Genomic DNA, 12,401 nt, shown 5'->3' with positions numbered 1-12,401 from the left:
TGACCTGCTGCTTCCGCCACGAAGCGGTGAAGCGCTGAGATGGCCAAAGGCCCGACCATGCTGCTGGAGAAGGCCTTCATCGGCGGCCTGGTCTGCGGCGTGGATGAAGCCGGGCGCGGGCCATGGGCCGGGCCGGTGAGCGCCGGCGCGGTTATCCTCAATCCGAAGAAGGTCCCCAAGGGCCTCGATGATTCCAAGAAGCTGTCGGCCAAGACCCGCGAGACGCTGGAGGTGGAGATCAAGGCCAAGGCGCTGGCCTGGGGCGTCGGCTTCGCGTCGGTGGAGGAGATCGCGGCGCTCAACATCCTGCACGCGACGGGCCTGGCCATGCACCGGGCCGTCGCGGCCCTGGCGGTCGCGCCGGCCTTCGCCCTGGTGGACGGCAACTACCGCTTCAAGCTGCCTTGCGAGGTCAAGACGGTGGTGGGCGGCGACGGGAAGTCGAAGTCGATCGCCGCGGCCTCGATCCTGGCCAAGGTGGCCCGCGACCGGCTGATGGTCGAGATGGACGCCCGCTATCCGGGCTACGGCTTCGCCAGCCACAAGGGTTACCGCGCGCCGATTCACGCCGAGGGGCTGCTGGCGCTGGGGCCATGCGAAATCCACCGAATGGCCTGGGGGCCGGTGAAGCTCGCCCTGATGGGCAAGGACCCGCTGCAGGCCTTCGAGGATGTCCTGCAGGACAACCTGCCGTTCGAGGATTGACCTGCCAAGGTCCATCCGCACGACGCTCTCCGGCGACTGAGCCTTAAGAGCTCGTTCACCACGTTCGGCAACGGCTCCTCAACCATGTGGGCCCAGGATTCAATCTCGTGAATCCATGAGGCGCGTATGGGCGTTGCGGCCGACACCATCATCCTGGGCGATTGCCTGGAGGAGCTGAAAAAGCTCCCCGACCGGTCGGTCGACCTGGTCTTCGCCGACCCCCCGTACAACCTGCAGCTCGGTGGCGACCTCTTGCGGCCCGACAACTCCAAGGTGGACGCGGTCGACGACGACTGGGACCGCTTCGAGAGCTTCGCCACTTACGACGCTTTCACCAAGGCCTGGCTCGCCGAGTGCCGTCGGGTGCTGAAGGACGACGGAGCGCTGTGGGTGATCGGCAGCTACCACAACATCTTCCGGGTCGGCGCCACCCTGCAGGACCTGGGGTTCTGGATCCTCAACGACGTCGTCTGGCGCAAGTCCAACCCGATGCCCAACTTCAAGGGCACGCGGTTCACCAATGCGCACGAGACGCTGATCTGGGCGGCGAAGTCGCGCGGGGGCAAGCGCTACACCTTCAACTACGACGCCATGAAGATGGCCAATGACGAGCTGCAGATGCGTTCCGACTGGAGCCTGCCGCTGTGCACCGGCGAGGAGCGGCTGAAGGACGCCGCCGGCGTCAAGGCCCATCCGACCCAGAAGCCCGAGGCCCTGCTTTGCCGGGTGATCCTGGCCTCCACACGGCCGGGCGACGTGATCCTCGACCCGTTCTTCGGCACCGGCACCACCGGCGCCGCGGCCCGGCGGCTGGGACGCCACTACATCGGCATCGAGCGGGAGGCGGCCTACGCCGAGCTGGCCAAGGCCCGCATCGCCAAGGTCATTCCCGCCACGGCGGCGGAGATGGTCGTCACCGGTTCCAAGAAGTCCGAACCGCGGATCCCGTTCGGCCAGATCGTCGAGGCGGGCCTGCTGCGCGCCGGCGACGTGCTCTACGACGACAAGGGCCGCCACGCCGCCCGCGTCCGCGCCGACGGCAGCCTGGTGGTGGGCGACCTCTCCGGCTCGATCCACAAGGTGGGCGCCATGGTGCAGTCGCAGCCGGCCTGCAACGGCTGGACCTACTGGCACTTCAAGTCCGACAAGGGGCTCGCCCCCATCGACGTTCTGCGCGCCAAGGTGCGCAGCCAGATCGCCGCCTAGCTAGGCGGCTTCCGCGCCCAGCGCGGCGAGGAACCAGGCCGGGCGCTCGACCGTGACCGGATGGCCGTCGACGGTGAGGCTTGCGCCCGACGCGCGGTCCAGGCGCAGGAGCGCGATGGCGCGGCCGTCGCGGCCGGACAGCACCTCGCCGGCCCGCAGGTCTCCGGCCAACACTTCCGAGCCCGGCGCAGGCGGAGGTCCCTCGAAGGCGATCGGCAGCATGCGGCTCTTAACCTGGCCGCGGCGCTTCATCCGCGAGGTGGTCTCCTGGCCGACGAAGCAGCCCTTCTTGAAGTCGATGCCGCCGAGCAGGTCGAAATCGGCCTCGATGGGATAGGTCTTGTCCGAGCCCCAGTCGGCTGGGCCGGGCACGCCCAGCGCCAGCCGGTGGGCGTCGTATGCCGTTTCGTCGCCGGGCCGCGCGCCGTCAGGCTCGGTCACGCCATATCCTCGCCAGCCAAGTCCCGGCAGCCGAGGATCGCGCACAAGGCCCTCTCCCCCGAGCTGGGAGCACGGATCACCGGGGAACAGCGCCGAAACCGAAGAATCTGACGCCGCGATCTCCACCTTGGCTCGCAGCCGGTACATCGTGAGCCGCTGGATGAGGGCCGTGCGGTGCTCCGCCTCCACGTCCAGCCACGCCCCCTCCTCCCGGCCCACCGCGAACAGGTCGTAGAACAGCCGGCCCTGCGGGGTCAGCAGGGCTCCGAAGCGCGCCTCGCCGAGGCCAAGCGTCTCGACGTCCTGGGTGACCAGGCCCTGCAGGAAATCCCGCCAATCCGGACCCGACACGGCGATCAGGGCGCGGCTCGGCAGAAGCGCGTAGGTTGGGGTTTCGCTCATGGAGTGCAATTTGGGGCGTCGGGCGGTGGAGCGCCAGCGCTGCGCATCCTATAGAGGTGACCAATGGCCCGCGGCGCATTCCCCATCCTGTTCATCACCTCGAACCGCATCGGGGACGCGGTGCTGTCGTCGGGACTGGTCAAGCGGCTGTCCGACGAGATCCCCAACGCCCGCTTCACGGTGGTGGCCGGACCGGTCGCCACGCCGCTGTTCGACGAGCTTCCGACCCTCGACAGGATCATCACCCTGCCCAAGGCCAAGGGCGGCGGCCATTGGTTCGAACTCTGGCGGCAGGTGCGCGCCACCCGCTGGGGCCTGGTGGTCGACCTGCGCGGATCCGGGCTTTCGCGCTTCATCAGCACCAAGCGCCGCGCCATCTGGCGCAAGAGCTCCGGGCCGCCGGTGCACAAGGTGATCGAGGCCGCCCGCATCCTCAAGATCGAGGACGACCCCGCGCCGCCCTACATCTTCACCTCGCCGGAGACCGAGGCCCGCGCCGACGAGCTTACCGCCGGCTTCGGGCCGATCCTGGCCTTGGCGCCGGCCGCCAACTGGCTCGGCAAGACCTGGCCGCTGGAGCGCTTCTCGCGCACCGCCATGCGGCTGCTCGATCCCGAGGGCCCGATGAAGGGCGGCCGGCTGATGGTGCTGGGCGGGCCGGAGGACGCCAAGCTCGCCAAGGGCCTGCGCGACGTGGTCATGCGCAACCAGTTCATCAACCTGACCGAGGACACCGACCTGCTCACCGCCTTCGCCTGCCTGAAACGGGCCAGGCTGTTCATCGGCAACGACTCCGGGACCATGCACCTGGCAGCGACCGCCGGGATCCCGACGCTCGGCCTGTTCGGGCCGTCTGACGAGCAGCTCTACAGCCCCTGGGGGACCAACACCCGCATCGTGCGCGGGCCGCGCAGCTATGAGCAGATCCGCGCGGTCGATCCGGGTTTCGGCCAGGCGCTCTGCCACATGATGGACCTGCCGGTGGAAACCGTCGTACGAGCCGCCGAGGAGCTGCTGGCCGCGACGGACGGGACCGGACCCCATGACTGAGACCTACGACCTGATCGTCCGCGGCGGCGAGGTGGTGAACCATGCCGGCCGGGGGCTCGCCGACGTGGGCGTGCGCGGCGGCAAGATCGCCGCAGTCGGCGACCTTTCGCAAGCCTCCGCCGACGAGGTCTTCGACGCCAAGGGCCTGACGATCATGCCCGGCGTCATCGACACCCAGGTGCACTTCCGCGAGCCGGGCCTGGAGTGGAAGGAAGACCTGGAAAGCGGCTCCCGGGCGGCGGTGCTGGGCGGCGTCGTCGCGGTCTTCGAGATGCCCAACACCGAGCCCACCACCACCGACCCCGACGCGCTGGCCGACAAGCTCGCCCGCGCCAAGGGCCGGATGCACTGCGACCACGCCTTTTACGTCGGCGGCACCCACGAGAACGCCCAGTGGCTGGGCGAGTTGGAACGCCTGCCCGGCTGCTGCGGGATCAAGGTGTTCATGGGCGCCTCGACCGGCACCCTCCTGGTGCAGGACGACGAGGGCATCGAGCAGGTGCTGCGCCACGTGAACCGCCGCGCGGCCTTCCACTCCGAGGACGAGTACCGCCTGGCCGAGCGTCGGCCGCTGGCCCGCACCGGCGACTGGACCAGCCACTACGAGGTCCGCGACGCCCAGTCGGCGATCCAGTCCACCGAGCGGCTGGTGCGGATCGCCACCGCGCTCGGCAAGCGCATCCACGTCCTGCACGTCACCACGGCCGACGAGATCGCCTACCTCGCCGCGCACAAGGACGTGGCCAGCGTGGAGCTGACGCCGCAGCACCTGACGCTGGCAGGGCCCGAGGCCTACGAGCGGCTGAAGGGCTACGCCCAGATGAACCCGCCGATCCGCGGCGAGGAGCACCGCAGGGCGCTCTGGGCCGGCCTCGCCAGCGGCGTCGCCGACGTGCTGGGCTCCGACCACGCGCCGCACACCTCGGAGGAGAAGGCCCGGCCCTATCCCGCCTCCCCGTCCGGCATGCCCGGCGTGCAGACTCTGCTGCCGGTGATGCTGACCCACGTGGCCGAAGGCCGGCTGACGCTGGAGCGGCTCGTCGACCTCACCAGCCACGGCGCGAACCGGCTGTTCGGCCTGGCCGACAAGGGCCGCCTCGCCGAAGGCTACGACGCCGACCTCACCATCGTCGACCTCAAGGCTCGCCGCACGATTCGCCATGACATGATGGCCAGCCGCGTCGGCTGGACCCCGTTCGACGGCATGGAGGTCAAGGGCTGGCCGATGGCGACCATCATCCGCGGCACGGTGGTCATGCGCGACGACGAGGTTATCGCGCCGCACCTGGGCGAACCGGTGCGGTTCAACGAGACGCTGGCGCCTTAAGCGGTCAGTGGGTTCGCCCGGGCGGTCGCAACGGCGGCCTGTCGGGGGGATCGTCGCCCGGATCGTCCGGCCTCGGATCGTCCGCCTCCGGAGCATGCGCGGCGTAAGGTGAGCCCGGCGCCTTGGCCGCGGCTTCCTCGATAGCCCAGTCGTCGTCTTGCCAGAGGCTCCAGTCGGGGGTCACGCCCAGGTCGCGGCAGATGCGGGCGACCAGTTCGCCGATGGGGCGCTCGGCGAAATCGGCCTCCTCGTCGCCGTCCGCGAGCCGTTCATCCAGATCGTCGAACAGCCTCTCGACGTCGAACTCGCCGACCTCGGATCCGATAGCCTCGGCGACGATCTCCTTGACCTGACGCTTGCGCCGGGCGCTGCGCCAGCGGTCGGCGACGGTCAACGGCGCGCGCTCGGCCTGCGTTTTCTGGCGATCCTCGGCAAGCTTGGCCTCCAGCGCCACGGTCTGGCGCACGGCGCGCGCGATGCGGGAGAACACCAGGCCGAGGTCGGCGGCGCCGTGGTCGGTCGCGGCCTGCCCATGAGCTTGGCGCTGCATGCTCCGCGCCAGGTCCATGCCGATCCCGGCCAGTTCCTGAAGCATGCGCAAATGGCGCTCAGCCCGCGCCTCGGCCCCGCCGCAGGCGCACCCGCCCGCCCGACCCTGGGATGGATCGGTCAGCATCGGCGCGGTCGGCGGGACGGTGTCGGCCATGAACAAAACAAGAACATAGAATTGGCCGGAAGTCAAGAAATCAGATCAGAATCTTTGGGCGGCAGCCCGCTGACCCTTTTGATTATTGTAAGTGGGGACACGTACGACGTCTTGCCTGTCGGCGTTTCGTGCCGACGAGTAGGGCCCCAATTTGGGACCACGTACCTGAAGTCGTATGTATCCCTAGTACCGTCTAGCTTGACCATGGCCCCCACTGCACCCCAAGTTGCATAGAGGTTCGATATCACGCGCTCGGCGGGCAGCGCCTGCGGCGAACGGCCATGGAGGAGCTGATGGTATCTCGTTCAGTCGTCGCCGCAGCCCTGATGGGCGCTGCGCTGCTGCTTAGGTCCGTCGACGCCAGCGCCGCCTGCAGTTTAAAGACGATGGAGGTGCCCGTGACGATGGAGGGCCACAGCCCCCTGGTGGCGGGCAAGATCAACGGCCAGCCGGTCAAGCTCCTTCTGGACTCAGGCGCCTTTTTCAGCTTGATCGACGCCAAGTTCGCGGCGCAGCAAAAGCTCCGGCCCGTTGCGAGGCCGGAGATCGGTACCCGCTTGGGCCCCGCCGCCGAAACGCTGACGACCGGCGCCGGCGGATCGGGTCGAGTGGCCGGCATCGTCGTCGCCTCGACCTTCGAGTTCGCCGGCGCGAAGTTCACCGGCGTGCCCTTCCTGACCTTCAACTTCGGCAGCGCCTCCGGCATCCTCGGGCAGAATTTCCTGCACCAGCTGGACAACGAATACGACCTGCGGAACGGCGTGATGCGCCTAGTCCGGCCGGAGGACTGCGGCGCGGCCGAGTTGGCCTATTGGGTCAAGTCCGGCATGACCTATTCCGTAACGCCGCTGGAATCGACCGGTGGGATAAACGCTCACACGGTCGCCATGATCACGATCAACGGCGTGAAGATGCGAGCCTATTTCGACACCGGCGCGTCAACGACCTTCATCACCGCGCGCGCCGCCGCCCGAGCCGGGGTGAAGACCAGCGACCCCGGCGTGAAGCCCGCCGGCTACACCAGAGGTATCGATCGCGACAACATCAAGACCTGGATCGGCCGGTTCTCCAGCGTCCAGATCGGTGACGAGGAAATCAAGAACACCTTGCTGGCGATCGGCGACTCCAACCCGGACGACTTCGACGTCCTGGTCGGCGCCGACTTCTTCCTCGCGCACCACGTCTACGTCGCCAACAGCCAGCGCAAACTCTACTTCAGCTACAACGGCGGACGGGTGTTCAACGTGCCTCAGCCCGACGCGGCGGCGGCGAGCGATGACACGCACGCGGCGAGATGACGGCCCGTTGACAGTGGGACTACGTCCGCTCTCCATCTGTGGACGCCCCCTAAGAGGCCATCCCGGACGATCGCGACGATAACGCGGACGCTAGGGGATGGATCGTCGCCCCTCGGTTACCTAACTCGATAGTGACGGGCTGCGAATGCGGTCACGCCAGCCGCATCATCGGAGGGACCATGTCAAAGACCATCGTCGTCGTAGGGTTTGGACCGGGAATCTCGATCGCGGTCGCCGAGAAGTTCGGCGCGGCGGGCTTTTCCGTCGCGCTCGTGGCGCGAAACGAGGAACTCTCGCCGCAGGCGTCGCGGCGCTGAAAGCAAAAGCCACCGCCGCGGCTGCAAGGCCCGAGCGGGACACGACCCAATGCTCTCGCGTCGAAGCCTGGAAGATGCCAGGCAGCTCTATCTGGGACAGGCGGAAGCCAAGGACCCGCGCGTCTCGCCGCTCCATGGCGACCTGGCGGGTCTGCCGCCAGTCCTGCTCCATGTCGGCGAGGACGAAATCCTGCTCGATGATGCGCGCCGATACGCAGATCTGATGGCGAAATCGGGCTCTGCAGCCGAACTTCACGTCTGGCAGGGAATGACGCACGTCTTCCCCGCCAATCTCGCCGTCCTGCAGGCCGCGCGCGAGGCGCTCGATATCGCCGGTGAGTTCCTCCGTCGGCAATCTCACTCGCTGAACAACGTTCCGCTAATTTCCGATCAACACCACCCGAATGGAGAAACCAAATGACCAAAATCCTGTTTGTCGGCCAAAAGCCTGAAACGGTCGATTTCTCGGACCCTTCCCTGCCGCCCGGCTTCGATGCCGAAAAGATCAACGCCGGGATCGCTTTGGGCGTCAAAAAGATCGAGGAGCGGGGTTGGCAAGGCGATACGTGCATGATCACGCCAGATGCCGCTGGGAGCGCGATGCTCGAGAAAGCGCTGGCGGGCGCCGACTATGACTGTGTGGTGATCGGCGGCGGCATGAGACTCCCGCCCAAAGGCCTCGCGCTCTTCGAGACGGTGGTGAACATCATTCACAAATCCGCGCCAAACGCGACGATCGCCTTCAACACGCGGCCCGAAGACACCGCAGACGCCGCCGCCCGTCAGGTCAAGGCGGCCTGACTAGAACGGCGAATGCGGCCTACGAGAAGAGGGGCCCTTGCGGGCCTTGCGGCGGCCGGTATCGCATCGCGCACAGCCGCTGAGGAGGCGACGATGATTGTGCCGTTCCAGATCCCTTGGGACCCGGAGGGTCTCGCGGATCTGAACCGTCGGCTCACAGCGACGCGCTGGAACGACGCGGTCGTGTCCGACTGGTCCTACGGGATGGAGCGCGGGTTTCTGCAGAAGCTCGTCGGTTATTGGCGGGACCAATATGTTTGGGCTGAGCGACGCGCCGCCCTGAACCGGCTGCCCCACTTCCGCGCGACCATCGACGGTTACGGTTTGCACTACCTGCACTACCGCGGGCGGGGTCCGGACGCCGTGCCGCTGCTCCTGATGAACGGCTGGCCTTCGAGCTTTGTGGAATACCAGCGCCTGGCCGTGCTGCTGTCGCAAGGCGAACCTTCCTTCGACGTGGTCGTTCCCACGCACCCCGGCTTCGGCTTTTCCGATCGCCCGACCCGGCCCTACCAGGTCGAGCCGGCGGACCTCTATCCCAAGTTGATGACCGCCCTCGGCCACGATCGGTTCATGGTGTCCGGGACCGACGTCGGGTCGGGCGTGGCGACACGGATCGCTCTGCACTATCCGGACCGTGTCATCGCGGCCCATGTCTCGGCTGTCGCGGAGAAGCCCTGGGCGGCGGGCGCCTCGCCGCCAACGGCCTCGGAGCGGGACTACGAGGCGCGGGCGGAGATCTGGGATCGCGACGAGGGTGGATATGGATCGATCCAAAGCTCCAAGCCACAGAGCCTGGCCTTCGCCCTGGCGGACTCCCCCGCGGGCCTGGCCAGCTGGATCGTGGAGAAGTTTCGCAACTGGTCTGATTGCGATGGTGACGTCCTTTCGGTTTTTCCGCCGGAGGTCCTGATCGACAACCTGATGATCTATTGGACGACCAACACCATCGGCTCCTCAGTCCGATACTACTATGAAGCCAGCCACCTGCGACCGAAGCTCCTGGCTGCCGACTTCGTACGCCCGCCTACGGCGGTGGCGATGTGGCCTAAGGACATCGCTCTGGCGCCGCGTGAACTGGCCGCCCGGCTCTACAACGTGCAGCGCTATACGGTCTTTCCAAAAGGCGGACATTTCCCAGCTTGGGAGCAGCCTGTCCTCTACGCGGAGGATTTGCGACAGTTCGAACGAACAGTCCGTCTATCACTCCCCCGGTAAGTCCCGGTGGCGTTGTCAGGTTAACCGCCAGCGGCCGCAAGAACCCCTAGGTGCACGCGCAGGTTGCGGAATGTCAGGATCTCGGAGCTATCCCAATCCCCGTTCCTGGCGCGGAACGGCCCCTGAGGACAGGGCCGCCGATGTCCGCCTCACCGCCCATCGCTGACATTTGCTCGGCCGAGCTTACGCCAGGCCCAGCTCGCGTTTCGCCGCCTTGGTCAGCTTCGCCGCGATCAGGCTGTGGGCGTTAATCAGCCAGTCGGTGATGTCGGCGTCGTCGGCGGCGTGCAGCTCGATGAACACCCAGGAGCCCTTGTGCAGATAGGGCGCCTGGCGGGCAGGTCCGCCTTCGGTCAGGGCCACGAAACCGATCTCCGTCACCTTGAACGACAGCCCCCCGGAGAGGCCGCAGATGGCGAACACCTTGCCGCCCACCTTGTAGACGTCGGACCCGCCCCACTGGATGACCTTGGTGGCGGCGGGCAAGGCCATGGCCACCGCCTCGATCCCCTCGCGCGTCAAACGGCGAGCCCCAGCCCGGCGCGCTGCTTGCGAGGCAACTTGGCAGCGACCAGCTGATGGGCGGTCTTCAGCCAGTCCCCCACCTCGGCGTCGTCGAGGCTCGCGAGGTCCTCGAACATCACCCATTTGAAACGCGCGGCGTAGGGCGCGGGCCTGGCGCGGCCGGTCTCGGTCAGGGCCTCGAAGGCGATGTCGGTGACCTTCATCGACAGGTTGGTCGCCGCCCCGTCGGTGGCCGCGAACATCTTGCCGCCGACCGTGTAGCAGCGGTCGTCGCCCCACTTGATGCTGAGCTCAGCGCCAGGAAACGCCAGCGCCGCCTTCTCCAGGGCCGCCGGCGTCATCGGCGCTCAGGCCTCGACGCCGACGCCGATCGGGCAGCTGACGCCGGTGCCGCCGATCCCGCAGTAGCCGGCGGGATTCTTGGCCAGGTACTGCTGGTGGTAGTCCTCGGCGAAATAGAACTCGCCGGCCGGGACGATCTCGGTGGTGATCTTGCCGAACCCCTTGGCGCTCAGCGCCTGCTGGTAGGCCTCCTTCGAGGCCTCCGCCGCGGCGGCCTGGGAGTCGTTCTGCGGATAGACGCCCGAGCGGAACTGGCTGCCGACGTCATTGCCCTGGCGCATGCCCTGCGTCGGGTCATGCCCCTCCCAGAACACCTTCAGCAGCGCGCTGTAGCTCACCACCTTCGGGTCGAAGACCACCAGCACCGCCTCGGTATGGCCGGTGCGGCCGGAGCAGACCTCCTCGTAGGTCGGGTTGGGCGTCAGGCCGGCGACATAGCCCACGGCGGTCACCCAGACGCCGGGCAGGCTCCAGAACTTCTTCTCCTCGCCCCAGAAGCAGCCCATGGCGAAGATCGCGGTCTCCAGCCCGTCGGGATAGGGCCCCTTCAGCGGGCGGCCGTTGATGAAGTGGGTCTGGGCCGTGGGGATCGGGTGCGCGCGGCCCGGCAGGGCGGTTTCCGGCGTGGGCAGTTCCAGCGTCTTGCGTCCGAACATGGGGGCCTCCTTGCGGTCGCCCGCAAAGATAGGCGTTCGCCGGCGATTTTGCACTCGCCGGGGTGGCTGACGCCGGGTCAATTCCGTGCCAATCTTCGCGGCGAGAACGACGCTAGAGGAGGATCTTCCATGCGACGCGCGTTGAAAGCGGCCTTGATCGGCGGTTGCCTGGCCGTCCTGGCGGGCGGCGCGGCCTTCGCCAGCGGCGGCGGTGCGGGTGGGATGTCCTCGGGCGGCGGAATGCCAAGCGAGTCCGCGCCACGCTACGACCCGGCGACCGAGTACGCCAAGGCGATCGCAGCCATCAAGGCCAACCAGTTCAAGGACGCCGCCAGGGCCGCCGAACACGTCACCGAGGCCGTGCCGAGGAACGCCGACGCCTGGCAGCTGCTGGGCGCGGCCAAGGCCGGCGACAACGACTGGAAGGGCTCGCGCCGCGCCTACGAGAAGGCCATGAAGCTGTCGCCCGACGACGTGCGGGTGCACGCGGGCCTGGGCCTGGCGCTGGCCAACCTGAAGGACCCGAAGGCCCAGGGCGAGGCCGACTGGCTGAAATCCAAGGCGCAGGCCTGCGGCGACACCTGCCCCGACGCCGCGCGGCTGAAGGCGTTCACCGACCAGGTGCAAAGCGCCATGAACCCGGCTTCGGGCGCCGCGCCGAAGCCCAGCGCCCTGCTCGACCGCTCCCTGCTGTTTGGGGGCGCGAAGGCCGGCGACGCGGCCTATGTGCAGGCCGTCAGCCTGATCAACGAGCGGCGCTATGACGAGGCGCTGGCCTCGCTGGCCAAGGCGGCGGAAACCTTCGGGCCGCACCCGGATATCCTCACCTACCAGGGCTACACCTGGCGCAAGAAGGGCGACTACGCCCGCGCCGAGACCTACTACCGCCAGGCGCTGGCCATCGACCCGAAGCACATCGGGGCCACCGAGTACTATGGTGAGTTGAAGGCCGCCCGCGGCGATATCGCCGGCGCGCGTCTGATGCTGGCCCGCCTGGACAAACTCTGCGCCTACGGCTGCGCGGACGCCGAGGAGCTGCGCCGTTGGATCGACGCCGGCGGCGACCCGCACAGGAACTAGCGGCTCTCAGTTTCGTCCTCGCGGGCGTTTCGGCGCTCGCGGCAGTGGCGGCCTTGGGCGATGCGCCGATCCGCGGCATGCTGTGGGTGGCGAAGGACGCCGATCCTGCCCGGGCCCTCGGCTCGACGCCCACCGAGTGCCTGAGGATTCCTGCGGATGCGGCGCTGGCGGCCAAGGTCGAGGTCGGCCGCGCGGCCTTCCGCACGCCGGTGATCCTGGGCGGCCAGGCGGCGCGGGCCGGGATCAACTGCGAGACCTGCCACCGCGACGGCCGGACCAATCCGGACTTCCTGGTCCCCGGCGTCTCCGGCGCGCCCGGCACCGCCG

General features: G+C 68.0%; 15 protein-coding genes and 1 pseudogene. 11 read left to right on the top strand and 5 right to left on the bottom strand.

Features of this window, described 5'->3' with window-relative positions; translation table 11 throughout:
• The first annotated feature begins 39 nt into the window (after positions 1 to 39).
• Positions 40 to 705 carry a ribonuclease HII gene (locus JWP28_RS19565; RefSeq protein ID WP_299545531.1) on the top strand — a complete coding sequence of 222 codons (666 nt, stop codon included), beginning with the start codon at positions 40 to 42 and terminating at the stop codon, positions 703 to 705.
• Positions 706 to 831: 126 nt separating this feature from the next.
• Complete coding sequence (locus JWP28_RS19560; protein WP_299545530.1) at positions 832 to 1,911, top strand: site-specific DNA-methyltransferase; 1,080 nt, start codon at positions 832 to 834, stop codon at positions 1,909 to 1,911.
• Here JWP28_RS19560 and JWP28_RS19555 read toward each other — a convergent pair whose 3' ends face one another.
• Positions 1,912 to 2,754, bottom strand: a complete 843-nt coding sequence (locus JWP28_RS19555) for a folate-binding protein YgfZ (protein ID WP_299545529.1) — start codon at positions 2,752 to 2,754, stop codon at positions 1,912 to 1,914.
• A gap of 63 nt (positions 2,755 to 2,817) precedes the next feature.
• Between JWP28_RS19555 and JWP28_RS19550 the strand changes: the two genes are divergently transcribed.
• The gene (locus JWP28_RS19550; RefSeq protein ID WP_299545528.1) at positions 2,818 to 3,804 is read left to right on the top strand and encodes a glycosyltransferase family 9 protein; all 987 of its coding nucleotides are present in this window, start codon (positions 2,818 to 2,820) and stop codon (positions 3,802 to 3,804) included.
• Positions 3,797 to 5,131 carry a dihydroorotase gene (locus JWP28_RS19545; protein ID WP_299545527.1) on the top strand — a complete coding sequence of 445 codons (1,335 nt, stop codon included), beginning with the start codon at positions 3,797 to 3,799 and terminating at the stop codon, positions 5,129 to 5,131. The genes JWP28_RS19550 and JWP28_RS19545 overlap by 8 nt, the downstream gene beginning before the upstream one ends.
• Before the next feature lie 4 nt (positions 5,132 to 5,135).
• Here the strand turns inward: JWP28_RS19545 and JWP28_RS19540 are convergent, their stop codons facing one another.
• Positions 5,136 to 5,837 (bottom strand): hypothetical protein, encoded by a 702-nt coding sequence (locus JWP28_RS19540; protein ID WP_299545526.1) that lies wholly within the window; start codon positions 5,835 to 5,837, stop codon positions 5,136 to 5,138.
• 293 nt (positions 5,838 to 6,130) lie between these two features.
• Here JWP28_RS19540 and JWP28_RS19535 point away from each other — a divergent pair, with 293 nt between their 5' ends.
• From JWP28_RS19535 to JWP28_RS19515, 5 genes and pseudogenes are all read left to right on the top strand, one after another.
• Positions 6,131 to 7,135, top strand: coding sequence for an aspartyl protease family protein (locus JWP28_RS19535; RefSeq protein WP_299545525.1), 1,005 nt, complete (start codon positions 6,131 to 6,133; stop codon positions 7,133 to 7,135).
• 179 nt (positions 7,136 to 7,314) lie between these two features.
• Positions 7,315 to 7,452 carry a hypothetical protein gene (locus tag JWP28_RS19530; protein WP_299545532.1) on the top strand — a complete coding sequence of 46 codons (138 nt, stop codon included), beginning with the start codon at positions 7,315 to 7,317 and terminating at the stop codon, positions 7,450 to 7,452.
• 28 nt (positions 7,453 to 7,480) lie between these two features.
• A pseudogene (locus JWP28_RS19525) lies at positions 7,481 to 7,873 on the top strand (alpha/beta hydrolase fold domain-containing protein); the annotation flags it as partial.
• Positions 7,870 to 8,253 carry a hypothetical protein gene (locus JWP28_RS19520; protein ID WP_299545524.1) on the top strand — a complete coding sequence of 128 codons (384 nt, stop codon included), beginning with the start codon at positions 7,870 to 7,872 and terminating at the stop codon, positions 8,251 to 8,253. The pseudogene JWP28_RS19525 and the gene JWP28_RS19520, both read left to right, overlap by 4 nt.
• A 93-nt stretch (positions 8,254 to 8,346) precedes the next feature.
• Positions 8,347 to 9,471 (top strand): epoxide hydrolase family protein, encoded by a 1,125-nt coding sequence (locus tag JWP28_RS19515; RefSeq protein WP_299545523.1) that lies wholly within the window; start codon positions 8,347 to 8,349, stop codon positions 9,469 to 9,471.
• A 183-nt stretch (positions 9,472 to 9,654) separates the two neighbouring features.
• Here the strand turns inward: JWP28_RS19515 and JWP28_RS19510 are convergent, their stop codons facing one another.
• From JWP28_RS19510 to msrA, 3 genes are read right to left on the bottom strand one after another with little or no spacing between them, the layout of a single operon-like run.
• Positions 9,655 to 9,963 carry an MmcQ/YjbR family DNA-binding protein gene (locus JWP28_RS19510; protein WP_299545522.1) on the bottom strand — a complete coding sequence of 103 codons (309 nt, stop codon included), beginning with the start codon at positions 9,961 to 9,963 and terminating at the stop codon, positions 9,655 to 9,657.
• A 26-nt stretch (positions 9,964 to 9,989) separates the two neighbouring features.
• Positions 9,990 to 10,337 carry an MmcQ/YjbR family DNA-binding protein gene (locus JWP28_RS19505; protein ID WP_299545521.1) on the bottom strand — a complete coding sequence of 116 codons (348 nt, stop codon included), beginning with the start codon at positions 10,335 to 10,337 and terminating at the stop codon, positions 9,990 to 9,992.
• A gap of 6 nt (positions 10,338 to 10,343) precedes the next feature.
• Positions 10,344 to 10,994: a peptide-methionine (S)-S-oxide reductase MsrA gene (msrA, locus tag JWP28_RS19500; RefSeq protein WP_299545520.1), complete on the bottom strand. Its 651-nt coding sequence runs from the start codon at positions 10,992 to 10,994 to the stop codon at positions 10,344 to 10,346.
• A gap of 129 nt (positions 10,995 to 11,123) precedes the next feature.
• On the opposite strand from msrA, the gene JWP28_RS19495 reads away from it, so the two are divergent.
• Together JWP28_RS19495 and JWP28_RS19490 are read left to right on the top strand one after the other, a co-directional pair.
• A complete protein-coding gene (locus tag JWP28_RS19495; protein WP_299545519.1) occupies positions 11,124 to 12,074 on the top strand; it encodes a tetratricopeptide repeat protein in 951 nt (316 codons plus the stop codon).
• 44 nt (positions 12,075 to 12,118) lie between these two features.
• Positions 12,119 to 12,401 (top strand): hypothetical protein (locus tag JWP28_RS19490; protein ID WP_299545518.1); only part of this gene is annotated, 283 nt, incomplete at its 3' end.

This window comes from Phenylobacterium sp., from assembly GCF_028290885.1.
Classification (GTDB): domain Bacteria; phylum Pseudomonadota; class Alphaproteobacteria; order Caulobacterales; family Caulobacteraceae; genus Phenylobacterium.
The sequence above is the reverse complement of the archived record's forward strand: the minus strand, read 5'-3'. Positions and strand labels throughout refer to the sequence as shown.